The following is a 24,355-nucleotide window of genomic DNA, read 5'->3' on the forward strand; positions in this document are numbered from 1 at the left end:
GCCCCGCGATCACCGTGCCGTCCTGTCCGGCCGCACCGGGTGCGCCGGCCTTGCCCACGGACACCGGCACAAGTTCGGACCGCGACCATCGTGAGCGGCGGACAATTCCCGCTACGAGCGGAATACCGGCGACCCGGTGCGGCAGCGGTCCGCAGCGGGATATCAGTGCAACGGAAACCCCTGGGCCGCCAGTGATTCGCGCAGCCGGTCACGTCCCTTGAGCGCCGCGGCCGACTCGAGCCGGGCCAGCACCCGGTCGGTCCACGAATGCGCCAGATCCTGTTCGGCGTAGAACTGCGCGATGCGCTGCTCGTAGTCGTCGATATCGGCAAGCCGAGCGGGTGCGTAGGTCTCCTCGTGCAGCACCGCGGCCTGCGGCAGGCGCGGTTTGACCCGGGCGTTCTCCGCCGGATCGGGCCGGCCCACCACCAGGCCGACCACCGCGAACACCCCGGAGGGCAACTCCAGTTCGGCGGCCACCTGCTCCGGGTTGTTGCGGATCGCGCCGATGTAGACGGTGCCCAGCCCCAGCGATTCGGCCGCGACCACCGCGTTCTGTGCGGCCAGCGCCGCATCCAGGAACGCGACATAACTGGATTCCAGGTAGTCGGCGCCGTCCAGTGGCGCGCCGCGCTCGGCGGCCAGACCGCGTAGCCGGGCGAGGTCGGCGGTCCACACCAGCAGCAGCGGCGCCTGCCGGATCTGTTCCTGGTCCCCGGCGAGCGCGGCAAGTCGGGCTTTGCGCTGCGGGTCGCGGACCGCGACCACACTCCACACCTGCAGGTTGGAGGAGGTGGGGGCGGACTGGGCGGCCGAGATCAGCAGCTCCAGCACGCCGTCCGGCAGCGGATCGGGCAGGTAGCGGCGTACCGATCGGTGTTCGTGCAGCACCCGCAGCACCGGATTCCACTCGGCCGGGGCCGCCGGTACGGGATCACGGTAGCGCTGCGCCACCACCTGGTCCGGCGAGGGGGCGGTCTGAGTCATGCTGCCATCGTCGCCGCCGTGGCGGCCGCGGTCAGCGGTTGGCCGCAGCTCGAGCCGAAACCCCGCCGCACCCCGAGACCGTCGCTCAGGCCCCCGAAAGATCCGCGGACAGATCCCTGGCCTCGGCACCCTCCGGCAGTTGAACCTCCTCGATCGGCTCCGGCCGATCGTCGTACTCGAGTCGCAGGGCCCGGCAGATCGTCGCGTGCATGTCGTACAGCGTGGTGATGTAGGTGAGTTCGAGGATCTCCTGATCGCTCAGCGCACCGCGCAGCACCTCGAACACCTCGTCGGGGACCCGGCCGCCGTCGTAGACGAGCCCGTCGGTGTAGGCCAGCACGGCCCGCTCGAGCGGGGAGAAGACCTCGCTGACCTGCCAGTGCGGGATGGCCGAGATCTTCTCCTCGGGCATCCCCAGCGAACGCATCTGTTTGCAGTGCTGGGAGAAGACGAACTGGCTGCCGCGGGCGAAACCGGCCCGGCTCTGGCCGAGTTCGCGCAGGGCCGGGTCCAGCGTCGCGTTGCGGTAGACGGCGAAACCCCGTACCGCGTGCCGGAACACCTCGGGTGACTGGGCGAAAACCGTCCACCAGTCGCCGGGGGTGGCATGGACGGTGCCGTGGTCGACGGCCGGATCCTTGTCCGGACCGAAGAGCCGGTCGTAATAGAACAGGATCCGCTCGTCGGTGACTTCGGCACGGGGTACTTCACGCAACCTGGGCACGGTGGCGCTCCTTTCGGCTCAGTGCGACGCGGGGACGCGGCGGTCGGCGGCGGTCTTCGGTTCGTGCGAGATATCGGCGTCGGTGAAGGTGCGTGTCCAGCAAGCGAATTCGAGCAGTACGCCGTCGGGGTCCTGGAAGTAGAACGAGCGCACGAAGGTGCCCGGGTGCACCTCCCGGGAGACGCCGGCGCGGCTGTCGTCGTGATTGAGCACGCGACTGACCTCGATCCCCTCGCCCCGCAGCCGCTCGTAGTACTCGTCGAACTTCTCCGGCGGTACGGCGAAGGCGACGTGGTTCATCGAACCCACCGCACTCACGAGCTCGCCGGCGTCGGGCAGGCCCTTGGGTGCCGCCACGCCCGGCGCCGCGTCGGGTGCGTCGGCGAGCCAGAAGAAGGCGAGCGTATCGCCGTTCCCGCAGTCGAAGAAGAAATGCTGCCCCAGATCTCCGGGCAGTTCGATGGTCTTGATCAGCGGCATACCGAGTACACCCGTATAGAAATCGATGGTCCGGCGCATATCGGAGCAGACCAGCGCGAGATGGTTGATCCCGCGTAGTTCGTACCTCGGGTTGGGGGCGTTCATCGCGATCCTTTCTCTGGGCGACAATGTCGCGTGAGCGGCCGTTCCGGCGGTCGCCGCAGGAGCGAAACATGACTTGACAGTCATGTCAGCTTCGGGAATAGTCTGTCCCGTGGCGAAGTCATCTGTCAACAGTTCCCCCGCCTCGGTCGACACGCTGACCCCGCGGGGACGCAAGACGCGTGACGCTCTGCTGGACGCGGCCCGCCGCGTCTTCGAGACGGTGGGATTCCTGGACGCACGGGTGGAACTGATCGCCCAGGAGGCCGGGGTCTCCTACGGCACCTTCTACCGGTACTTCGAGTCGAAGGACGATGTCTTCGGAGAATTGAGCAACCGGCTCTTCGAGGATATGCACCGACGCGAGCCCGCGGCGGCCGATCTCTCCCCCGCCGAGCGACTGATCGCCTCGAACCGGTCCTACTATCAGGCCTACCGCCGCAACGCACCTTTGATGGCGATCATCGAGCAGGTCGCCACCTTCAACGAGGAGTTCCGGCTGCTCCGGCACGAGCACCGCCGCCAGCTGATCGACCGCACGGCCCGCGCGATCGCCCGCTGGCAATCCGAAGGCCTGGCTCCCACCGGCCTCGACCCCGAACTGGCCGCCCGCGCCATGTCCGCCATGGTGGACCACACCCTGTACTTGTGGCTGATCCAGGGCGAGGACGCCGACGAGGAGGCGCTGCTCGCGACCCTCGATCAGATGTGTGTCGGCGCACTCCAGCTCGACCGAGCGCCCTGACCGGCGTCGGCGCGTCGTACCGCACCAACCCGGCCTCCTGGTGGGATCTCCCCGTCCGACCCGACACCTCGTTCCCTACGACAGCCCCACCCCCTGCCGTCCGAGGAGGCAAATAATGACAACGGATTCGCGACCCGGCGCGGACGCGCCGCCGCGCGGCCCGCTCGAGGGCTATCGCGTCCTGGAACTGGGCACGCTCATCGCGGGGCCCTACTGCGGCCGGCTACTCGGTGACCTCGGCGCGGACGTCATCAAGATCGAAGCACCAGACCGGCCCGACCCGCTACGCGAATGGGGTCAGGCCGAAGGCGGCCACCAGTATTTCTGGACGGTCCACGCCCGCAACAAGCGTTGCGTCGGTATCGACCTGCGGACCGACGCGGGCCGCGAGATTTTCCTCGAACTGGCCCGCACCGCCGATGTGGTGGTGGAAAGTTTCCGGCCGGGGACCTTGGAGCGCTGGGAAATCGGCTACGACGTGCTGACCGCGATCTCTCCGGGGCTTGTACTCGCCCGGGTCTCGGGCTACGGCCAGACCGGACCCTATTCCTCCCGGCCGAGCTACGCCTCGGTCGCCGAGGGCGTCAGCGGTCTCCGGTATCTCAACGGGTTTCCGGGCCAGGCCCCACCTCGCATCGCCCTGTCGCTGGGTGACAGCCTCGCCGGGATGTTCGCCTTCCAGGGCGTCCTGGCCGCCCTGCTGGTGCGGGAACGCACCGGCCGCGGGCAGATCGTCGATGCGGCGCTCACCGAGGCATCCCTCGCGATCCAGGAATCCACGGTGCCCGATTACCACAAGACCGGGCATATCAGGCAACCGTCGGGAACCCGGCTGGACCGGATCGCACCCTCGAATCTGTACCGCGCCAAAGACGGTCTGTGGGTCATCATCGCGGCCAACCAGGACACCGTGTTCGGGCGGCTGACGGCAGCCATGGGCCGCCCCGAACTCGCGACCGACCCCCGCTATGTCGACCACACCGCGCGCGGCCGCAATCAGGACGAGCTCGACGAGATCATCGCGGCGTGGGCGGTGGAGTACACCGCCGCCGAACTCATCGACCTGCTGGCCGCGGCCGGTGTCGTGGCCGGACCGGTCAACACGGTCGCCGAGGTGATGGCCGACCCGCAGTTCCTCGCCCGCGACCTGTTCGTCGATCATCGCGATCCCTCGGTCGAACCCGCCGACCCCGGATACGACCCGGTGCCGGTCAAAGGTGTCGGCGTGGTACCCAGATTGAGCGCGACACCGGGCGGCGTCCGCTGGGGTGGGCCCGGCCGCCCGGGTGCCCACACCGATGAGGTCCTCGGCGAAATCCTCGGCTACACCCCGGACCGGCTCGGCGCACTGCACGCGCAGGGAACCATCGCATGACCGCCCCGGCACAGGTCGATATCCGCGAGGTCGGCCCGCGCGACGGCTTGCAGATCGAGGCGCCCATCACCACCGAGGCCAAACTCGAACTGATCGCGGCGCTGGCGGCCATGGGAGTCGGCCGGATCGAGGTCACCTCGTTCGTGTCCCCGCGCGCCGTACCGGCGCTCGCCGATGCCGAACTGATCGCGGCCCGGCTGCACCGCTGGCCGGACGTGGCGTTCTCGGCCCTGGTCGCCGGACTCGGCGGCGTCCGGCGGGCACTCGCCGTGGGCGTGACCCCGGCTCGAGTACGTGGTGTCGGCTTCCGACGGGCACAGTGTCGCCAATGTCGGCCGGACCAGCGAAGAGTCGATCGCACTGATCGGCCCGATCGCCGAGGTGGTCCACGGCGCGGGCGGCGAGCTGGAGGTGATCATCGCGATCGCCTTCGACTGCCCCTTCGACGGACCGACCCCGCCGCACCGGGTCGCCGAGATCGCGGCGCGTGCCCGGGCGGCCGGCGCCGACAGTCTCTCTGTCGCCGATACGGTCGGCACGGCCACCCCGGGCCGGACCGCCGAGGTCGTCGACCTCGTCCACGCCGCGGTCCCCGGCGTGGAGATCGGCTGCATCTGCACAACACCCGGGGGCAGGGCCTGGCCAACGCGTGGTCTGGTTATCTGCACGGTGTCCGCCGATTCGACGCCGCGGCAGGCGGGTTCGGCGGCTGCCCCTTCGCGCCGGGTGCCAGCGGCAATATCGCGACCGAGGAACTGGTCTACCTGTTCGAGGACAGCGGTATCGCCACCGGCATCGACCTGCCCGCGACCCTCGCCGCCGCGGCCCTGGCCGCCGATCTGCTCGGCCGGGCCGCCGACAGCAATCTGCTCCGCGCCGGGGGACGCCTGCACCCCTCGTCCGCGCCCGGACCCTGAACACCGCCGGCGGCCATACCACCGGTCATGCCGAAAGAAGAGGACACCCGACGAGCGACCTGGCCGATCGTTTCTTCGCCGCCGTCAGCGCGGGCGATGAAGCGACTCTCACCGAGCTGTACGCTCCCGAAGCCCGGATCTGGCACAACGACAAGGGCACCGAGGAGACCGTCACCGAGAATCTGCGGGTCCTGCGCTGGCTTTCGCGCACGCTCGTGGGTATGCGCTACGAGGACATCCGCCGGTACCCGCTACCCACCGGTTTCGCCCAGCAGCACGTCCTGCGCGGCGAACTGCCCGGATACGGTCCGCTCGAGGTAGCCGCGTGCCTGTTCGTCGAGGTCCGCGACGGACGCATCGCCCGTATCGACGAATACGTCGACTCGGCGGCGACCCGGCCGCTGCGCGAGTTCACCACCGGCCGGAAGGGATGACGACGATGGACACCCGGCTGACCGAACTCACCGCGCGGATGCGCGGGTTCATCGACGACGAGGTCATCCCGCGGGAACCGGTGCTTGCCCGGGACGACGACACCGCCGGGCAGGCGCTCGCCGGTCTGCGCGCACGAGCGAAGGAACTCGGTATCTGGGCGCTCGGCCATCCCGCCGAGGTGGGCGGTGGCGGCCTGCCGTTCCTCGACTTCGTCTACCTCAACGAGATCATCGGCCGCTCCGAGTTCGGGCAGCTGGCGGTCGGTTCGGTCACGATGCAGGACACGATCATGCTGCATCTGCACGGCACCGAGGAGCAGCGCCGGCACTGGATCCCCGGACTGGTGTCCGGGGATATCCTGCCGTCGGTCGGGCTCACCGAACCCGAGGTCGCGGGCTCGGACCCGACGCTGATCGAAACCCGCGCCGTAATCGATGGCGACAGCTGGGTGATCAACGGGCACAAATGGTTCACCACCGGAGCGGAACAGGCGGCGTTCTGCACCGTGTTCGCCCGCACCGAACCCGACAGCGAGCCCCGGCACGCCCGGATCAGCGCGATCATCGTGCCGATCGATACGCCGGGTTTCGAGATCGTCCGCTCGATCCCGACGATGGGGCACGACCCCAGTGATCACTACGAGGTCCGCCTCACCGACGTCCGCGTCCCCCTGGACAGTCTGCTCGGCGAGCGCGGCAAGGGTTTCGCGGTGGCCCAGGACCGGCTCGGTGCCGGCCGGATCTTCCACGGTATGCGCTGGCTCGGCCAGGCCCAGCGCGCCTACGAACTGATGTGCGCCCGTGCCAACACCCGCTTCGCACACGGATCACTGCTCGCGGAGAAAGGCGAGATCCACCGCTATATCGCCGAATCCGCCGCCCAGATCCACGCGGCACGACTCATGACCCTCGATGCCGCGCGCGCGATGGACGCCGGAGAGGATTACCGCGTACGTGTCGGTCTGGTGAAGTTCTGGGGCGCGCGGATGCTGCACGATGTCGTCGATCGCGCCATCCAGGTCCACGGTGCGCTCGGCCTCACCGCCGATACTCCGCTGGAGCGGATGTACCGGCAGGCACGGTACGCACGCGTCTACGACGGCCCCGACGAGGTGCACCGGATGTCCACCGCGCGGCGCCTGTTGCGCGACCCCGGGGCCGCACCGTGGCTGTGACGACGCCCTCGGCGACGCTCGCCGAGGGAGTACGTGCCGTCCTGGCCGCCGCCACCGGCACCGAGCTCGCCGGTGCCGAGGTGCGCCGGCTCACCGGCGGCGCCAGCCGCGAAATATACGCGGTGCGCGCCACCGATCACACCGGCCGCGAGATCACCGCGGTGCTGCGCCGGGATCCGCCCGGCCGGGGCGAGATCGATCGGATGCGCGCCGAAGTGGCGTGTCTGCGCGCCGCGGCCACAGCCGGGGTGCCGGTTCCCGAGGTACTCGCCTCCGGGGACACCGCGCCCGGAATCGATGCCCCGTACCTGCTGATGAACACCGTTCCCGGCGAGTCGATCCCGCGCAAGCTGCAGCGTGATCCCGGCTTCGCCGCCGTCCGTGCGCATCTCGCCGAGGATTGCGGCTACGTCCTGGGACTGGTCCACCGCACACCGGTGACGACGCTCACCGCCCTCGACGACCGCGACCCCCTCGACGCCCTCGAGCACACCTATCGGGACCTGGCCGACCCCCGGCCCGCGGTGGAAATCGGCCTGCGCTGGCTACGGGACAACCGGCCATCCGGTCGGGCGGCCGGCCTGGTGCACGGCGATTTCCGGCTCGGTAACCTGCTGATCGACGCCGACGGCATCCGTGGCGTACTCGACTGGGAACTCGCCCATCTCGGCAACCCGATCGAGGACCTGGGCTGGCTCTGCGTTCGCGCCTGGCGTTTCGGCGCGGCGGCACCGGTGGGCGGGCTCGGCACCAGAGACCAGCTCCTGGACGGTTATCAGCGCGCCACCGGCGACCGGCCGTCGGCGGCCGAACTGCACTGGTGGGAGGTCTTCGGCACACTGAAATGGCTGGTGTTGAGCCGGTTCCAGGCCGAACGCCATCTCGGGGGCGCCGAACATTCGCTCGAATTGGCCGCCATCGGGCGCCGGGTCTGCGAATCCGAGTACGACCTGCTCGACGTTCTCGGCCTGCTCGAAGCCGTTCCCGCCGACAGCGCACCGCAGGCCCCGGCGTCGACGGTCCACGATCGCCCGGATCTCACCGAGATCCTGGATCTCGTGGCCGAGACACTCGCCGGGGAGATCGGCCCGGCCCTGCCGGAGGACGCCGGCGCGCAACGATATCTGCTGCGTATCTGCGTGTCCCTGCTGCAGATCGGCGGCCGGGAACTGCGAGCCGGTGCCGGGCACACGGACCGGGTGCACGATCTGCTGCGCGCCCTGGACTGTCCGTCCGAGGCGGCGCTGGCCGAACGACTGCGTGCGGGCGCTCTCGCCGGCCGGGACCCGCGGGTCCGCGCCGCGGTGAACGCCGCCGTCGAGGCGAGGCTGCGGGTGTCGAACCCACGCCGGCTCGGCTGACCCACCCGGCGCGCGCTGCCGGACGAGCCCCACGCCCGGGGCCGTCCGGCAGCGCGTCGTCGGATCGGACCCCCGCGCACCTCACGACGAAGGACCCGGTTCCCGGCTGTACAGCCAAGAACCGGGTCCTTCGTCTTTCTGCGCACCGGATCACCCCTGCTGCGGGGCCGGCCGGGTGGTCTGCCCACCCGACCGGCCCCGTTCCCTCATCTCGCAGGTGAGAACCGCTCGCGCAGCTCTCGTTTGAGGATCTTTCCGGTCACATTCTTCGGCAGCGCGTCCACGAACTCGACGCGCCGCGGCACCTGGAACCCGGCGAGGTGCTCCCGGCAGCCGGCGATGATATCGGCGGCCGATACGGTCACTCCGGCCCGCGCCACCACAACCGCGCAGACCACCTCGCCCCAGGTCTCATCGGGTACGCCGACGGCGGCGGCTTCGGCGACCGCGGAATGCCGGTACAGTGCCTGCTCCACGGTGAGTGAGGCGACGTTCTCGCCGCCGCTGATGATGAGATCCTTCTTCCGGTCGACGATGTAGACGAAACCTTCGTCGTCCTGCCGGACCAGATCCCCGGTGCGGAACCATCCGTCGGTGAACGCGGTCTCCGTGGCCTGCGGATCGTTCCAGTAACCGACCGTCACCTGATCGGCGCGTACGACCATTTCGCCGATCTCACCGACCGCGACATCGGCGAATTCGTCGTCGACGACCCGGATATCGGCCAAGCGCATCGGTTTACCCGCCGACATCAGCAGGCCCGTTTCGCCGGCGGCCGCCCGGCGATGCGCCGCGGCATCCAGATGCAGCACATTGCCGGCGAGTTCGGTCATGCCCATGCCCTGGTAGAAGTCGCAGCCGAACCGCTGCAACCCCTCCCGCAGCACCGCGGCCGGAATCGCCGCCGACCCGTATCCGACCGCCTGCAACGAGCTCAGCGCGCCGGCCTCCAGCGCGGGGTCCCGGAGCAGGAAGCTGATCATCGTCGGCGCCAAACCGGTCTGGGTGACCTGCCATTCGTCCACCAACCGGAGGAACGTGGCGTTGTCGTAGGTCCGGAGGAAGCCGACGGTGGCGCCCAGTAGATGGTTGACCAACGTGACATATCCGCCGACATGGCACAGCGGGAAGCAGAACAGGAACACCGTGTCCTCGGGCAGGTCCCACTGCAGCGCCGACGAGGTGACCCCGGCGAGGAGGTTACGATGACTGAGCAGCACGCCCTTCGGGGTGCCGGTCGTCCCGCTGGTGTAAACCAGCCAGGCGGTGTCGTCGGCCGCCGGGCGTACCGGCGGCTCCACGGCCTCCGCCCCGCCCACGAATTCCTCCCATGCCGTAGCCGATTCGACGGGACCGCCGATCGATACCACGGTGTGCACGCCGGGGATCTCGTCCCGTATCCGGGTCACCAGCTCGGCGAATTCCGCGGCGACGATCAGTACCCCGGCGCCCGAGTGCCGCAGCAGCGCCGCCACCTGATCCGGATGGGACCGGAAATTCAGGATGGTCAGCGCCATACCGGCCATCGGCACGCCGTAGTAGCAGTCGAAGTACTCCGTGCAGTTGGCGGAGAGGACGGCGACCCGGTCCCCGGGCGGCCACACCCAGCAGGGCGTTGGCCAGCCGTCGGCTGCGATCGCGCAGCTCCCGGTAGCCGATCCGTTCGTCTTCGAACCGCAACGCGATACGGTCCGGATGTTTACGTGCGCCGTATTCGACGATGTCACCGACCAGCACGGGTCCTGCTTCCTTTCCACCGCGGCATCGCGATCGCGTCCATGCCCGTTCTCATCTGATCGCCAGCGGATTGATCGGCGAGCCGATGCCGCGGGTGAACTGCAGGGGCGGGCCTGCGTAGAAGAAGTCGTAGCGGCCGTCGGCGGCACACGCCCCGGCGAGATCCTCGAAGTCGAGCATCTCGGCCAGGGGGGTCAGGCCCATATCCCGGATGAGCACCATATGGAGCTCGAACGCGGAGCCCGGATTCTCGCCGGGCATCACCTCGACGGCCCAGTTATCCGAGCCGACCACTGCCACATCACGCTCCCGCAGCCAGGTCGCACAGTTCAGGCTCAGTCCCGGCTCTCCCGCCATGAACCCGGCGGCATCGCCGTCGGAGAGGAACTTCTTGCGCCAGCCCGTCCGGATCAGCAGGATATCGCCCGCATCGACGGTGACACCTTGGGCCGCGGCGACCTCGTCGAGTTCCTCGGGGCCGATCGAGGTACCGGCCTCGAGCCAGTCCACACCGCGTGCTTGGCGATATCGAGCAGGACACCGCGCCCGGCGATCCCACCCGCGTGGGTGTGGATACCGCATTTGTCGGCGCCCTTGACCGAGACGCCGTCCCCGGCGAAGCCGTTGTAGAGCTGGTCGTCGTAGTGCACGTGGGCGAGCGAATCGTATTGCGAGCCTGCCTGCAGCGGCATGAAGACGTAGTCGTCGGCCCATTTGAATCCGCCGGGAAGCACCTGCTCCTGACCATTCTTGGACATGAGCCGGATGGGGTTGATACGCAGACCGCCGGGCTGCGGACCGTCACCATCGAGGGGAATCCCCAGAGGGAAGACCTCACCGGTCCGGATCAGGCCGGCCGCGGCGGCAACCCGCTCCGGCGTGATGAGATTCGTGGTCCCCCGCTCGTCGTCGCTCCCCCAGCGACCCCAGTTGCTCACTTCTCGCCCGAGCGCGCGCATATCGGGAACTGCGGGCACCGATGCCTCCTGACTCACTGATACTGACGTGACAGTCATGTCAACTTCCGTGGCAAGCGTGATCGCTGACACGCCACCTGTCAATAGTCCGATCTCCGCCCAGGTCAGCGCCGGACGCCGCAGCTCCCGGCGGCATGCCCATCGCCCCTACGCAGAACGCCCGCCGGGGAGGATGTGGTCACCTCCCGGCGGGCGTGCAGCTACGCGGCACCGCAGCCGGATCGAGTTCGGCGCGGCCCGGGTTCGCCCATGGGCGCCGGAGCACCTACCCGGGCCGGACTCGCGCGAGATCGCGAGCGGCCGGCCTACCAGCCTCCGATGTGCACGACCCGGTCCAGATCCGTGCGCGCGGCCGGCTTGAAATCGGTCCCCTTCGTATAGGCGACCGGGAGCAGCGCCCCCTGGGACACCGTGTCGTACGGAATTCCCAGGATGTCGGCGGCCTCACGCTCGTAGCTCAGATGCAGGGTGGTCCAAGCGGTACCGAGCCCGCGGGAACGCGCGGCCAGGCAGAAGCTCCACACCGCCGGGAACAGGGACGACCAGTGGGAGGCGCTCTGCGCACCCGAGGCCCCGTCCACACGCCCCTCGATGCACGGCACGAGCAGGGTGGGCACCTCGCCCATCTTCTCCGCCAGGTACGTCGCCGAACTCGCAATACGCTGCCGGGCGGCATCTTCCGACGAGCCGGAACCGGCCTGATTTCCGGGGAAGTACTTCGACGCCGCGTAGCGTTCGAAGGATTTTCGGTACAACTCCCCCAGCCCACGCTTGCGTTCGGCATCGGTCACCACGACCCAGTGCCAGCCCTGCCGGTTCGAACCACTGGGCGCCTGGACCGCCAGTTCGATACACTCCCGCACGACCTCGAGCGGGACCTCGCGCTCGAGGTCGAGGCGCTTGCGTACCGCCCGGGTGGTGGAGAGCAGTTCGTCGGTCGACAGGTCCAGCTCAATCGGCACAATTACCCTTTCGATCGGACCGGATACAGCATCCGGTCGGATATTCGGTTCCACCTCGAGGCTAACCGAGGCGACCCCCCGGGAGCCGCGCCCGACCCGCAGCACCGTGTCCGATTTGCGATAGTTGATTACCGCAAGCAACTGATCTATTTTTAGTTAGCGTAGTGAACTAATCATTGTTTGGAGTCACCGTGCCAGTCTCAGCGGATACCACCCAGAACCTCCTCGGTGAGATGTTCCTCATCGGCCGTGCCCTCCGGAGCACGCTGGCCCAATCCGACGCGGGCCGGCTACTCCCCGGCGGGCTCGGCGTCCTGTCCACCCTCGAGACGGCGGGCCCCTGCCGGCAGGTGGGCCTCGCGGCCGACCTCCGCATCACCCCGTCGGCGATGAGCCGGCACATCACCGAACTGGCCGCCGCCGGATACATCAGCCGCGAGGCCGATCCCAGCGACGGCCGCGCCAGCCTGGTCCGGCTGACCCCGGACGGCCAGGATCTGCTGCACCGCGTCCGGGCGTTGCACACCCGGCACCTTCAGGAAACCCTCGGCGATTGGACCGAGGACGACGTGGAACAGGCCTATCAGGTGATGCGCCGCCTCCGGAATTCCCTCAACTCCCGGGACCGCTGTGGCACGGCGGACGAAAACCCGCAGGTTTCGAAAGAGAGAGCCGATGTCTGACACCGAGGCGCCAGCCTCTCGCGATCCGCTCGCCATGAGCCATCGCGAAATCCTCGAAGCGATGACCGGTCTGCTGGCAGCGCTGTTCACCGCGCTGCTCAGCACGACCATCGTCGCCAACGCCCTGCCGACCATCATCGGTGATCTACAGGCTTCGCAGACCGCTTACGCCTGGGTCATCACCACCGCCCTGCTCACCAATGCGGCATCGACGCCGATCTGGGGCAAGCTGGCCGACCTGTTCAACAAGAAGACGCTGGTGCAGCTGGGCATCATCATCTTCGTGGTCGGCTCGGTGATCGCCGGTTTCGCCCACAATGTCGGACTGCTCCTGGCCGCCCGCGCGTTGCAGGGCGTCGGCATGGGCGGGCTGACCGCGCTGGTCGTCGCGATCATCGGCAGCATCATTCCGCCGCGCGAACGCGGGCGGTACTCCGGCTACATGGGTGCGGTCATGGCGGTCTCCATGACCGGCGGACCGATCCTGGGCGGCGTCATCGTGGACAGCCCGCTCGGCTGGCGCTGGTGCTTCTTCATCTGCATCCCGCTCGCCGTGATCGCCCTGCTGCTCCTGCAGCGCACGCTGCGGCTGACGACGACCCGCAAAGAGGGCGTCCGGATCGACTGGCTCGGTGCCACCCTGCTCACCGCGGGCGTCTCGGTCCTGTTGATCTGGGTCTCGTTCGCCGGTAAGGCCGGGTACTACGAGTGGTGGTCCACCGAATCGGCGCTCTATGTCGGTGGCGGTCTCCTGCTGCTGGCACTGACGGTGCTCGTCGAATCGCGGGTGAAGGATCCGGTCATCCCGCTGAAGATCATCACCGAACGCACCACCGCGCTGGCCATCCTCGCCTCGGTCGCCGTGGGCGTCGGCATGTTCGGCGCCACCACGTTCCTCGGTCAGTACCTGCAGACCGCCCGCGGCTACTCCCCCACCGCCGCGGGTCTGCTGTCGTCGCCGATGGTGGCCGGGATGCTCGTCGCCTCGGTGATCTCCGGTCAGCTCATCACCCGATTCGGCAAGTGGAAGAGCTTCGTCGTCACCGGCGCGGCCCTGCTGGTGGTCGGATTCGCTCTGCTCTCCACCGTCGACCATGCCACGAACATCTGGCTGATCGGCGGCTTCATCACCGTGACCGGCGCGGGTGTCGGCATGATGATGCAGAACCTGGTGCTGGCGGTTCAGAACACCGTGAGCGTGCAGAACATCGGCGCCGCGTCCAGCAGCGTCGCCTTTTTCCGCACCTTCGGTGGCGCCATCGGCGTCTCGGTCCTGGGTTCGGTCCTGGCGACCCGGGTGAGTGAACTGTCCACCGCCCGTTTCGCCGAACTCGGCATCCACACCACGTCGTCGGGCAGCGGCAATCTGGATCTGAAGGCGCTGCCCGCTCCGATCGCCGAGATCGTGCGCTTCTCCTACGGTGACGCCACCGGCCGGATCTTCCTGATCGCCGCGGTGACCTGTGTGGTCGCGCTCATCGCCGCGGCGCTGCTGCCGAACCGCCCGCTGCGGCGCACGATCGATATCGAGCCGACGGCCGATCCCGCGGCCGCCACCGATAGGGAGCCCAAGGCACAGGTGCCCGATGATCTGGCCGATCTCGAACGCACCCCCGCGATGGCCGAGCCGGTGGGCCGGCACCACGCCCCGGTGACCGAGGCCGCCGCCGATCCGCGAACCGAACCGGCACCCGTACCTGTCGGCGCGCTCACCGCGCAGGCGCCGGCCGGACAGAACGGTCACGGCGTGTACGGCCCGGCCCTCACCGCACAGGCCTCGCTGCCGACCACCCGCTACTCCGGGGCCGGTGAGGAGAGCGGCTTGTTCCACGGGCACATCACCCGCGAGGACGGACGCCCGGTCCCCGGTGCGGCACTCACCCTGATCGACCAGCGCGGACACCAGGTCGCGCGGGCGAGCGGGGCCGGCGACGGCGGCTACACCGTCAACGCCCCCGGGCCGGGTAGTTATGTGCTGATCGTCTCGGCGCCGGGTCACCGGCCGACCGCGGTCAATGTCGCGCACGCGGCGCAACCACAGCGCATGGACCTGACTCTCTCCGGGCTCGGCGAGTTGTCGGGCACCGTCCGCTCGACCCGCGGCGGTGCGCCGCTGGCCGGCGCGACGGTCACGGTGACCGACCAGTACGGCGAAGTCGTCGCATCGGCCGCGTCCGGCGAGGACGGCGCCTACCTCTGCCACGGCGTGGTTCCCGGCACCTACACACTGGTGGCGGTCGCCGAGCACATGCGCCCGAGCGCGACCGCGCTGACCGTGCCCGACAGCGGCCGGCTGCGGCACGATATCGACCTCGCGCCGATGGCCGTGCTGACCGGGTCGGCCCGGGCCGATGGCGGCCGGGTGGTGACCGATATCCAGATCACCGTCCTCGACGCCACCGGCGATGTGGCCGCCACCGCGCGCACCGACGAGCAGGGCCGCTACCTCGTGCCCGATCTCCCCGAGGGCCGGTACACGATCGTGGCCCGCGGTTATCCGCCGGTCACCGGGCAGATCGATATTTCCGGCGAAGAGGTTGGCTACGACGTCGAACTCGGGTACGGAACCGACGGGCAGGAGTAACCCGCCGCGTAACCCCGAAGGGCTTGTCGCTCCTCACCGACAAGCCCTTCGGCTACGGCTTGTATTCCGGGCCACGGCGTCTCAGCGAGTTGCCGCGGGCGGTTCCCGGCCTGTCCCGGCGCATGCTCACCGTCAGCACCCGAAACCCGCTGCGGGACGGGCTGACCAGCCGCCGAATGTACCCCGGCCGCACCACCTCAGGCCGGACACTCCCTGTCGCCACAGGGCGGAAGCCGCGCGGTGGTGGTGAACCGCCATCGCCGACCGGACACGCGCGAACGACTCGGATATCGTGCGCAGCCGGGAAGAATTCGACGCCGGGCGTTCCTGACCCATCCCGCGTTCACCGCGATCTCGGCACGACCCGTTGCGGATTCCGGTGACCCTCTTGTGACCTCGGCCCCGGAAAATTTGATGATTTCTTGTCTGGTGTCTGCCTTGCCCGCAGCGAAAACTGATGATGCTGCGCGAAAGATGTCCCTGGTTTCACCCCGACCGAAGGATATGCAATGTCTACCAGAATGACCAAGATTTTCGCCGCAACTGCGATCGCCCTATCCCTCGGCGCCCTCGGCGCCCCGGTCGCCTCGGCCGCCACCCCGTCGGCCACCCCGATCACCGGTTCTGCCATCATCCTGTGTATCCCCCTCGGAAGCGCCACAGTCTGTATCTGAGCGTTCGCACTTCCGGAATTCATGCGCCGACCGGCCGGTACTCGCACCGTCGGGCATCTCCGATGCACTCCGGCGGGTCCGGGTGAATGACCCCGGTATCGATCACCGAACCAACCGGAAGAGCGCACGTTGCTCGTCGAGGAGCGTGCGCCGGGATGAGCAGGTCGCCGCCCCGGGTGACCTGCTCATCCGTTTCACCGGGCCGGCTCGCCCATCGTCGCGCCGACGTGGCGCCGAGGCGAAAGCTTTCGGGTATCCCGGCCGATCGACCGGCGACGAGCCCGGTCGGCCACGCGAGGACCTCAGAACATCATCATCATGATCATCATCATCATGAAGGTCATGAAAAAGTTGTTGGACATATCGAACCTGCTTCCGTCGAACCGAACCGCCCGGACACTACGCCGGACGCAGCAGCGGCAACTATGCCGTTGTTGAACGGTACGATATTCAACGGCTTAAATTTCCGGCCGGTGACTTCCCGTTGCCGGGAACACGAAACCGGCTGCGCGGCATCGGTTCCGCCGTCGGCCGCGGCAGCGGCAGTCAGTGCGGCGAAGGGCTTTTCAGGTGTGCGTCGAAGAAGGCGAAAACACGTCGCCAGGCGTCCTCGGTGGCCTCCTCGTCGTAACCGAGACCCGCGACCCGCAGTACGGGCTCGGCGGGCAGCCGGTTGGCGAACGCGTGGGTGACCCCGGAATAGGTCTTGACGTCGTGGGCGACGCCGTAGTCGTCGAGTACCCGTTCCAGCCGGTGCGCGCGGCCGATATTGATCGGATCCAACCGCCCGTAGCTGGCGACGATCGGGCAGCTCCCCCGCAACATCTCCGCGTAGTTGCCCCGGCTGGTCGGATAGAAGGGAGCGGCGGCGGCGAATCCGCGGGGCGCGGTGAGCAAGGCGAAACCACCACCCATGCAGAAACCGGCCACCGCGACCCGGCCGGTGCACGAGGAATCGTCGCGTATTCGCCGCAGTGCGGCGAGGATATCGCGCACCGCCCTGCCCTCACCGGTGAACAGCAGATCACGGAATACGCCGGGCACACAGCGCGGCCCGCGGGAGAACAGGTCCGGCGCGATCACCAAGTAGCCGTGATCGGCCAGCATGCGGGCATTGCGACGCAGATCGGCGGTCAGGCCCACGGCGTCGTGCAGCAGCACCACCGCGGGCCACGGTCCCGAGCCCTCGGGCGTCTCCCATACGGCCTTGATTTCGCCGTCGGGCGCGGGCAACTCGATCATCGTCATCGGCGGTCACCTCCTGTTCGATTCGGAACTCTCGCAGACCACAGCGACAGCGGGTCCAGTGTCGCATCGCCGCGCCGCCTGCTCACGCACCTCCCTGTGCGGCGGGGCCGGCTGCCACCCTGGGGCGGCACCCGGCCCGTACCCGGTGCCCGGACACGCACCGAGAAGATCAATCGTGTTCGGCCGCACCGATGATCTCACCGGTGTTCGCGTCCACCGTCACCTCGTACTCGACGCCCGCCGAGGTCACGACTTCAACCTCCCACACCGGTCCGCGGTGCTCGGTCTCGAACTCGGCCGCGATCGCCCTGCTGTCCGGTACCGCGGCCACGGCGGCATCCATCGCCTGGATGCGATCGATCCCGGGATCGGCGACGAGAGACCACTCCGCGAGCGGGCGATCGAGGGCGACGGTGCCGGGCGGTGGGGTGTGCCCGAGGGCAACGGTGGCGACGCCGACGGCGGCGCCGGCGACCACGGCCACGACCGCGGCACCGATCAGAATCCAGCGCAGACCGGCGACCGCGTGACGAATAACGCTTGCCATGGTGAAACCTCCTGGGTGGGTGTACGTCCCGAATACGGTCATCACTGTGGCAAGCCGATACTGAAGGTGACCTGAAGTCACCTGAAGAATATTTCAGGAAGCGTCTGACACTCTGGGTGGATGCGTCTGCTCATCGTCGAGGACGAGAAACGGCTCGCCCGCGCACTGGCGAAAGGGTTGTCGGCCGAAGGTTTCGCGGTCGACGTCGTACACGACGGGGCCGAGGGACTGCACCGCGCCACCACCACCGAGTACGATCTGATCATCCTGGACATCATGCTGCCCGGTATGAACGGCTACCGGGTGTGCGCGACACTGCGCGCCGCGGGTCACGAAACACCGGTGCTGATGCTCACCGCCAAGGACGGTGAGTACGACGAGGCCGAGGGCCTGGACACCGGTGCCGACGACTATCTCAGCAAACCGTTCTCCTATGTGGTGCTGGTGGCGCGGATCCGGGCGCTGCTGCGCCGCCGCACCCGCGGCGGTGTGCGCGTCCTGCGGGTCGGCGATCTGGTGGTCGACCCCGCCACCCACGGCTGCCGGCGCGGAGACCGCGAAATAGTGTTGACCGCCAAAGAATTCGCGGTACTGGAGCACCTCGCCGTGCGCGCCGGGGAGGTCGTGTCCAAAGCCGAAATCCTGCACCATGTCTGGGATTTCGCCTACGACGGCGACCCGAATATCGTCGAGGTCTACATCAGCACCCTGCGGCGCAAGATCGATACGCCCTTCGGCTGCCGGACCATCCTGACGGTGCGCGGCGCGGGGTACCGCATGGCGGCCGAGCGTGGGTGAGCGGACGCGCCGCCGCGGCGCCTGGTGGAATTCGGTCCGGGCGCGGACCACGACCGCGGCCACCGTGGTGGTCGCGATCGCCCTGACCGCCACCGGGCTCATCCTGCTCGCGGCCCTGCGCGGCAATCTCGTCGAGAGTGCGGATCTGCAGGCCGCGAACACCGCGCGCGATATCGCCGGGCAGCTGGAGGCGGGAACGCCACTTACACAACTTCGGCTGCCGGATCCCGACGACGACCCGGTGCAGATCGTTTCGGCGGACGGGCGGGTACTCGCCTCCGACGAGGAACTGCGGGGCCGGGACCCGATGGCCGACTTCGGGCCGAATACGGAGGCACGGTCCGGAGACGGCGCGAATTCCGCGGACGACGAATCCGGCGAAGCAGCGGACGAGGACCAGGAATCCGAATCGGAATCCGAGGACGAGGACGAGGACGAGGACGAGGACGAGGACGCAGCCGAGGACGAGTCGTCCCACTCCGGGGACGCCGCGTCCGGCTTCGGCACCGGCAGCGCGGCCGGCGCCGGCGAGGCGGGAACCCCGCGGGCCGTCGGCGCTTCCGCGGCCACCGAACCGGTGTTCGGACAGATCGAACTGGCAGTAGGTGATTCGGGGCCCGACAGCTATCGCGTCGCCGCATTCGGTGGCACCGCCCCCGACGGGCAACCGGTAACCATCTACGCGGGCGCGTCGCTGGATACCGCCGACAGCGCGGTCGCCGATGTGCGGCGGGCGATGCTGATCGGCCTGCCGGTGCTGCTCGCCGTGGTCGCCGCGATGACCTGGCTGGTCACCCGGTGGGCGTTGCGGCCGGTGGAGTCCATCCGGTCCGAGCTCGCCGAGATCATGCACGGCGACCTGTCGCGCCGGGTTCCCGAACCCGCCGCCCGTGACGAGATCGCCCGGTTGGCGGTCACCACCAACGACACGCTGGCGGCGCTGGAGCAGTCCGCGGAACGTCAGCGCCGGTTCATCGGCGACGCCGCACACGAACTGCGCAGCCCGATCGCGAGTCTGCGCACCCAGCTCGAAGTGGCGCAGGCGCATCCGGGGTTGCTCGAACTCGACGGCCTGCTCGGCGACACCGTACGGCTGGAACATCTCGCCGCCGATCTGCTGCTGCTGGCCCGGCTCGATGCGGGCGAACAGCCCCGGGCGGACCGGATCGAGCTCCCGGCGCTGGTCCGCGAGGAACTGGCCCACCGGGTCGGTGACCGCCTATCGGTCGGCGCCGGTCTCGGCGTGGATGAACTCGCCGTCACCGGCAGCCGGACCCAACTGGCCCGTGTGCTGGGCAATCTCGTCGACAACGCGCAACGGCATGCCGCGACGACGGTGCGGGTGACGCTGGAACGGCGGGGTGACCGGGCGGTACTCGCGGTGGCCGACGACGGCCCGGGGGTGCCCGAGGCCGATCGGGAGCGGATATTCCAGCGTTTCGTGCGCCTCGACGACGCCCGCAGCCGGGACGAAGGAGGTGCGGGCCTGGGCCTGGCGATCGTGCGCGATGTGGTCGGACGGCACGAGGGGACGATCCGGGTCGAGCCCGCGGACTCCGGTGGTGCGCGATTCGTGGTGGAACTCCCGGTGGCCCGCTGAGGGCCCGGATGTCCACCATCGTGGCGGGCGAGCGGCCGGCTCGGGCGGGGACGGGCCACCGGGTGTGCGGCCGGCGGTCCCCGGTGTCGCGGGCGCACTAGCATCGGCGACCATGGCGCAGCAGGCAGTGCATCCGGCGACACCGGATTTCCCGATACTGGTGATCGGGGCCGGACAGTCCGGTCTGTCGGCCGGATACCACCTGCGGCGGCACGGGCTCGTGCCGGGGCAGGATTTCCTCATCGTCGACCATGCGCCCGGCCCCGGCGGCGCCTGGCAGTTCCGCTGGCCGTCACTGACCCTCAGCACCGTGAACCGGATACACGACCTGCCCGGTATGTCCTTCGCCGAGCACACCGACCCGGGTGCCGCCGGCGCCGAGGTTCCGGCGGCGACCGCGGTGCCGCGCTACTACCAGCGTTACGAGGAACATTTCGAGCTGCGGGTACGCAGGCCGGTGAGCGTGCGGGTGGTGTGCGATCGATCCGGAGACGACGGCCTCCTGCACGCCGAGACCGACCGGGCGGGCACGCTTCGGGTGCGCGGTCTGATCAATGGCACCGGGACCTGGGAGCACCCTTTCGTACCGCACTATCGCGGCGCGGAGACCTTCGCCGGGCGGCAACTGCACACGCGCGATTACCGTGATCCGGCGGAGTTCGCGGGACAGCACGTGGTGGTCGTCGGTGGTGGGATCTCCGCGGTCCAGTTGCTCGACGAGATCTCCCGGGTCACCGGCACCACCTGGGTGACGCGTTCGGAACCCGCCTTCCGAGAGGCGCCGTTCGACGTGGACGCGGGCAGCCGGGCGGTGGCGATCGTGGAGGATCGGGTACGCCGGGGGCTTCCGCCCGGCTCGGTGGTCTCGGTGACCGGTCTCCCGCTGGACGACCGGCTCCGCGCCGCCCGGGACCGCGGCGTCCTGCGGCGGCGGCCGATGTTCGACCATATCGAGCCCGATGGTGTGCGCTGGGGCGACGGTAGTTTCCAGGCCGCGCAGGTTATTTTGTGGGCCACGGGTTTTCGCAGTGCGCTGGACCATCTGGCCCCACTGCGGCTCCGTGGTCCGGGCGGCGGAATCTCCATGAACGGCGCGCTCGCCACCCGGGTCGCGGTGGATCCGCGAATCCATCTGATCGGATACGGGCCGTCGGCCAGCACGATCGGCGCGAACAGGGCCGGACGGGCCGCCGTGGCCGAACTCACCGGCTATCTGGGCCTCCCACGGGGCGCTCTCCACGAGTAAGGGCTTCCGCCACAACGCCACGACCGGCCCTTCCCGAGCGGTCAGCGCAGGAGATCCTCCACGATCCGGCGCGCGATCAGGACCCGTTCGTCGTCGCCGAGCTGGCGGGCGACATTGGCGGCGCCGACGATCGCGTCGATCTCGAAGGCCAGCGCCGCCGCGTTCCGACCGGTCAGCTCACCGAGTTCCTGAGCCTTGCGGATCTCCCCGGTCAGGAAGGTCATCCAGTCCTCGTGGTCCGCGGCGACGGCGTCACGGACCGGCCCCGGCCGGCTGTCGAATTCGGCGAGCACCGCGGCCCGGAAGCAGCCGCCGGGAAACACCGGGTCGGTGATGTAACCGAGCCAGCGTTCGACCAGCATGTGCACTCTGGGTAGACCGCGCGGTACGCGCAGGGCGGGTGTGATGACCTGTTCGACGAAGACGTCGCGGCCGGCCCGGATCGCGGCCAGCTGGAGCGCCTCTTTCGTTTTGAACAGGGTGGCGATGCCGCTCTTGCTGATGCCCAGATCGGTCGCCAGTTTGCCCAGGCTGACGCCCGCGAGCCCTTCGACCGATGCCACATCGGCGGCGCGCCGTGCGATCGCCGCCCGGGATCGGGCCCCTTTGACCAGCCGTTGATCCGTTATCGCCTCCGTCATACGTCCCATTCTGACACCGCCCTCTTGCCAATACGAACGATCGGTCGTATTTTCTTTACGAACGTTCGTACGTTTTGTTTCCCTCGGCTTCCAGGATTCCCATGACCGAATCGCCTGTGCGGGCCCCCGGCCCGCAGTCCACCCCCGCACGCGGCCCCGGCGTACTTCTCGTCGCCAGTGGCGCGGCCTTCCTCGCCTTCCTCGACCTGTCGGTCGTCAATATCGCCTTCCCCTCCCTCGCCCGCGACCATCCGGCCACCTCGACGACCACCCTCACCTGGGTGGTCAGCGGCTACGCGGTCGCGTTCGCCGCACTGCTCACCCCGGGCGGCCGGTTCGCCGACGCGGTGGGACGACGCACGGTCTTCCTCTCCGCCCTGGCGGGTTTCGCGCTCACCTCCCTGCTGTGCGGGCTGGCACCGAACGCGGGCCTGCTCATCGCCGCCCGCGTGGGCCAGGGGGCGACTGCCGCGTTGATGGTGCCCTCGGCCCTCGGCGCTCTGCTCGCCGTCACCCCACGCACACGGATCGGCGGCGCCATCGCGGCCTGGTCGGCGGCCGGGGGTTTCGCCGCAGTCGTGGGTCCCGCGCTCGGCGGCGCGCTGGTCGAACTGTTCGGCTGGCGCTCCATTTTCGTGATCAATGTGCCGATCGCGCTCGCTCTGGCCGGCCTGGCCTTCCGCATTCTGGAACCCGACACCGAGCAGACACGCGGCGCCCTGCCGGACCCGGTGGGCACGATCATGCTTGCCTCGGGTCTGGGCGGGCTCGTCGCGGGACTCACCGAGGGGCAGCGCTGGGGCTGGACCTCGCCCGGCACGCTCGGGGCCCTCGGCCTGGGCGCTCTGCTCACGGTCGCCGCTCTACGCCGGTCCCTCCGGCACCCGAATCCCGCTCTTGCCGTGGATCTCTGGCGGAACCGGTCGTTCGCGCTGACCAATGCCGCCTCGTTCGCGTTCGGCGCCGCCATGTTCGCATGGCTGCTGGCCGGGCCGATGTTCCTCGACGCGATGTGGGGATATTCCGTCCTGGGTGCGGCCGCGGCGCTGAGCGTGGGCGCGGTGGCCTCGATGGTGACCGCGACGCTCACCGGCCGCGTCACCGCGCCCGGCCCCCGGCGCTGGACCGGGGTCCTCGGAGTACTGATGTTCCTCGCGACGCTCGCCTGGATGAGCACCGGGATGTTCGGCCCCACTCCGGCACTGTGGTCGGCATGGATACCGGCCGGAATACTCGGTGGCGGCGGTGTCGGGATCGTGGTGACCGTACTGGGCGCCACCGCGGCGAATGCGATACCGCCCCATCGCTTCGCGGCCGGTACCGGGATGAATCTGACGGCGCGCCAGCTCGGCGGCGCGCTCGGTATCGCTGTACTGGCGGCGGTGCTCGCCGCCCATCCCGGTGACCCGCTCGCCGGGTTCCACACCCTGTTCCTGCTGTGCGCCGGGTTCGCCGCCGTATCGGCCTGCCTGATCGCCGTTCCGTCCCGACAGGAGTCGATATGACAGACCACCACGGCCGTACCGAATCCGACGACCCGATGCTGATCTCCTCCGCCGGTGCCCGCGCCCTCTTGCGTGAAGCGCCCTGGCGGCGCTACGCCGTGCTCGGTGATTCCATCGCCCAGGGAGTGGGTGATGCGTCTGCGGGCTACCGCGACATCGGCTGGGCCGACCGCGTCGCGGAGGTCCTCGCCTCGGTGCACCCCGAGGCGGCCTATCTGAACACCGGGCGGATCGGCGCCACCTCGGACCAGCTGCTCGCCGAACAGCTGGCGCCGGTACTGGACTTCCGGCCCGACCTCGTGCACGTAGCGTGCGGCGGCAACGACCTGTTCCATCCCGGCGGCGATCCCGATCGGCTGCGCGGGAATCTCGACACCGCCTTCTCCGCGCTGGCCGCTACCGGCGCCCAACTGTGCGCGTTCACCGTGGCCGATGTCTGGGAGACCGAACGGATGGCGCCGATGCGGCCGATGCGGCCGCGGATGGCCGAGCTCAACACGATCGTCCGTGATGTGGCCGGCCGGTACGACGCGGTGCTGGTCGACTTCTGGGAGCATCCGCTGCGATTGCGCCCGGATCTCATGAGCACGGACCTCATTCATTTCACGACCAGCGGGCACGCGGTTGTCGCGACGGAGATGATTCGCGCCCTGGCCGCGCGGATCTCGGCCGCCGCCGGATCGTTCTGACGATCGGCGATCCCTCCTCCGGCCCCGGACAGACGACTCTGCCCGGGGGATCCACTTTGTCGGCGCGAACGGTTAAGATCTGCGCCGGGCACCAGCGAGGAGGAGTAGGTACCGACGTGGGAAGCTACGGCCGTAGGTCACGGGCGCGGCGGGGATTCGGGGCA

22 protein-coding genes and 3 pseudogenes are annotated in these 24,355 nt (G+C 69.1%); 16 read left to right on the forward strand and 9 right to left on the reverse strand.

What is annotated here, in order from left to right; translation table 11 throughout:
- Window positions 1-162: 162 nt before the first annotated feature.
- The 3 genes from AB0H42_RS16010 to AB0H42_RS16020 all read right to left on the reverse strand — a co-directional run bounded on the left by AB0H42_RS16010 (window position 163) and on the right by AB0H42_RS16020 (window position 2,296).
- Entirely contained in the window at window positions 163-987 is an 825-nt protein-coding gene (locus AB0H42_RS16010; protein ID WP_357055946.1) for an NADPH-dependent oxidoreductase, read from the reverse strand.
- An 85-nt stretch (window positions 988-1,072) separates the two neighbouring features.
- Entirely contained in the window at window positions 1,073-1,711 is a 639-nt protein-coding gene (locus AB0H42_RS16015) for a carboxymuconolactone decarboxylase family protein (RefSeq protein ID WP_357055949.1), read from the reverse strand.
- Window positions 1,712-1,729: 18 nt separating this feature from the next.
- Window positions 1,730-2,296: a VOC family protein gene (locus AB0H42_RS16020; protein ID WP_357055952.1), complete on the reverse strand. Its 567-nt coding sequence runs from the start codon at window positions 2,294-2,296 to the stop codon at window positions 1,730-1,732.
- 109 nt (window positions 2,297-2,405) lie between these two features.
- On the opposite strand from AB0H42_RS16020, the gene AB0H42_RS16025 reads away from it, so the two are divergent.
- The 6 genes and pseudogenes from AB0H42_RS16025 (at window position 2,406) to AB0H42_RS16050 (ending at window position 8,300) form a co-directional block, all read left to right on the forward strand.
- Complete coding sequence (locus AB0H42_RS16025; protein WP_357055954.1) at window positions 2,406-3,038, forward strand: TetR/AcrR family transcriptional regulator; 633 nt, start codon at window positions 2,406-2,408, stop codon at window positions 3,036-3,038.
- A 115-nt stretch (window positions 3,039-3,153) separates the two neighbouring features.
- Complete coding sequence (locus AB0H42_RS16030) at window positions 3,154-4,413, forward strand: CaiB/BaiF CoA-transferase family protein (protein ID WP_357055958.1); 1,260 nt, start codon at window positions 3,154-3,156, stop codon at window positions 4,411-4,413.
- A pseudogene (locus tag AB0H42_RS16035) lies at window positions 4,410-5,330 on the forward strand (hydroxymethylglutaryl-CoA lyase). The gene AB0H42_RS16030 and the pseudogene AB0H42_RS16035 overlap by 4 nt, the downstream one beginning before the upstream one ends.
- A 59-nt stretch (window positions 5,331-5,389) precedes the next feature.
- A complete protein-coding gene (locus AB0H42_RS16040) occupies window positions 5,390-5,764 on the forward strand; it encodes a nuclear transport factor 2 family protein (protein WP_357056040.1) in 375 nt (124 codons plus the stop codon).
- On the forward strand, window positions 5,761-6,939 hold the full coding sequence (locus tag AB0H42_RS16045; RefSeq protein ID WP_357055961.1) for an acyl-CoA dehydrogenase family protein: 1,179 nt from the start codon (window positions 5,761-5,763) through the stop codon (window positions 6,937-6,939). The genes AB0H42_RS16040 and AB0H42_RS16045 overlap by 4 nt, the downstream gene beginning before the upstream one ends.
- On the forward strand, window positions 6,930-8,300 hold the full coding sequence (locus AB0H42_RS16050) for a phosphotransferase family protein (RefSeq protein WP_357055963.1): 1,371 nt from the start codon (window positions 6,930-6,932) through the stop codon (window positions 8,298-8,300). Before AB0H42_RS16045 ends, AB0H42_RS16050 begins: the two co-directional genes overlap by 10 nt.
- A gap of 206 nt (window positions 8,301-8,506) precedes the next feature.
- Here the strand turns inward: AB0H42_RS16050 and AB0H42_RS16055 are convergent, their stop codons facing one another.
- The 3 genes and pseudogenes from AB0H42_RS16055 to AB0H42_RS16065 form a co-directional block, all read right to left on the reverse strand.
- Window positions 8,507-9,904 carry an AMP-binding protein gene (locus AB0H42_RS16055; protein WP_357055966.1) on the reverse strand — a complete coding sequence of 466 codons (1,398 nt, stop codon included), beginning with the start codon at window positions 9,902-9,904 and terminating at the stop codon, window positions 8,507-8,509.
- Window positions 9,905-10,088: 184 nt separating this feature from the next.
- A pseudogene (locus AB0H42_RS16060) lies at window positions 10,089-10,996 on the reverse strand (cyclase family protein).
- A 323-nt stretch (window positions 10,997-11,319) separates the two neighbouring features.
- A complete protein-coding gene (locus AB0H42_RS16065; RefSeq protein ID WP_357056043.1) occupies window positions 11,320-11,970 on the reverse strand; it encodes a nitroreductase family protein in 651 nt (216 codons plus the stop codon).
- 197 nt (window positions 11,971-12,167) lie between these two features.
- On the opposite strand from AB0H42_RS16065, the gene AB0H42_RS16070 reads away from it, so the two are divergent.
- The 5 genes and pseudogenes from AB0H42_RS16070 to AB0H42_RS16090 all read left to right on the forward strand — a co-directional run bounded on the left by AB0H42_RS16070 (window position 12,168) and on the right by AB0H42_RS16090 (window position 15,917).
- Window positions 12,168-12,659 (forward strand): MarR family winged helix-turn-helix transcriptional regulator, encoded by a 492-nt coding sequence (locus AB0H42_RS16070; RefSeq protein WP_156058617.1) that lies wholly within the window; start codon window positions 12,168-12,170, stop codon window positions 12,657-12,659.
- A pseudogene (locus AB0H42_RS16075) lies at window positions 12,652-14,187 on the forward strand (MFS transporter); the annotation flags it as partial. The gene AB0H42_RS16070 and the pseudogene AB0H42_RS16075, both read left to right, overlap by 8 nt.
- A 90-nt stretch (window positions 14,188-14,277) precedes the next feature.
- The gene (locus AB0H42_RS16080; RefSeq protein ID WP_357056046.1) at window positions 14,278-15,243 is read left to right on the forward strand and encodes a carboxypeptidase-like regulatory domain-containing protein; all 966 of its coding nucleotides are present in this window, start codon (window positions 14,278-14,280) and stop codon (window positions 15,241-15,243) included.
- 59 nt (window positions 15,244-15,302) lie between these two features.
- Window positions 15,303-15,626 (forward strand): winged helix-turn-helix transcriptional regulator, encoded by a 324-nt coding sequence (locus tag AB0H42_RS16085; RefSeq protein ID WP_357056048.1) that lies wholly within the window; start codon window positions 15,303-15,305, stop codon window positions 15,624-15,626.
- 126 nt (window positions 15,627-15,752) lie between these two features.
- Window positions 15,753-15,917: a hypothetical protein gene (locus AB0H42_RS16090; protein ID WP_357055969.1), complete on the forward strand. Its 165-nt coding sequence runs from the start codon at window positions 15,753-15,755 to the stop codon at window positions 15,915-15,917.
- 546 nt (window positions 15,918-16,463) lie between these two features.
- On the opposite strand, the gene AB0H42_RS16095 is transcribed toward AB0H42_RS16090, so the two are convergent.
- Entirely contained in the window at window positions 16,464-17,165 is a 702-nt protein-coding gene (locus tag AB0H42_RS16095) for a dienelactone hydrolase family protein (protein ID WP_357055972.1), read from the reverse strand.
- Between the two features lie 169 nt (window positions 17,166-17,334).
- The gene (locus AB0H42_RS16100; RefSeq protein ID WP_357055975.1) at window positions 17,335-17,712 is read right to left on the reverse strand and encodes a PepSY domain-containing protein; all 378 of its coding nucleotides are present in this window, start codon (window positions 17,710-17,712) and stop codon (window positions 17,335-17,337) included.
- A gap of 120 nt (window positions 17,713-17,832) precedes the next feature.
- On the opposite strand from AB0H42_RS16100, the gene AB0H42_RS16105 reads away from it, so the two are divergent.
- From AB0H42_RS16105 to AB0H42_RS16115, 3 genes are all read left to right on the forward strand, one after another.
- Complete coding sequence (locus AB0H42_RS16105) at window positions 17,833-18,510, forward strand: response regulator transcription factor (RefSeq protein ID WP_357055978.1); 678 nt, start codon at window positions 17,833-17,835, stop codon at window positions 18,508-18,510.
- Window positions 18,503-20,110 (forward strand): HAMP domain-containing sensor histidine kinase, encoded by a 1,608-nt coding sequence (locus tag AB0H42_RS16110; RefSeq protein ID WP_357055981.1) that lies wholly within the window; start codon window positions 18,503-18,505, stop codon window positions 20,108-20,110. Before AB0H42_RS16105 ends, AB0H42_RS16110 begins: the two co-directional genes overlap by 8 nt.
- Window positions 20,111-20,222: 112 nt before the next feature.
- Window positions 20,223-21,356: an NAD(P)-binding domain-containing protein gene (locus tag AB0H42_RS16115; RefSeq protein ID WP_357055984.1), complete on the forward strand. Its 1,134-nt coding sequence runs from the start codon at window positions 20,223-20,225 to the stop codon at window positions 21,354-21,356.
- A 41-nt stretch (window positions 21,357-21,397) separates the two neighbouring features.
- Here the strand turns inward: AB0H42_RS16115 and AB0H42_RS16120 are convergent, their stop codons facing one another.
- Window positions 21,398-22,006, reverse strand: a complete 609-nt coding sequence (locus AB0H42_RS16120; RefSeq protein WP_357055987.1) for a TetR/AcrR family transcriptional regulator — start codon at window positions 22,004-22,006, stop codon at window positions 21,398-21,400.
- A 92-nt stretch (window positions 22,007-22,098) separates the two neighbouring features.
- Between AB0H42_RS16120 and AB0H42_RS16125 the strand changes: the two genes are divergently transcribed.
- Complete coding sequence (locus AB0H42_RS16125) at window positions 22,099-23,502, forward strand: MFS transporter (protein ID WP_357055990.1); 1,404 nt, start codon at window positions 22,099-22,101, stop codon at window positions 23,500-23,502.
- A complete protein-coding gene (locus AB0H42_RS16130) occupies window positions 23,499-24,191 on the forward strand; it encodes an SGNH/GDSL hydrolase family protein (RefSeq protein WP_357055993.1) in 693 nt (230 codons plus the stop codon). Before AB0H42_RS16125 ends, AB0H42_RS16130 begins: the two co-directional genes overlap by 4 nt.
- The last annotated feature ends 164 nt before the right edge of the window (window positions 24,192-24,355 follow it).

It is taken from the genome of Nocardia sp. NPDC050799 (assembly GCF_040654015.1).
Taxonomy (GTDB): domain Bacteria; phylum Actinomycetota; class Actinomycetes; order Mycobacteriales; family Mycobacteriaceae; genus Nocardia.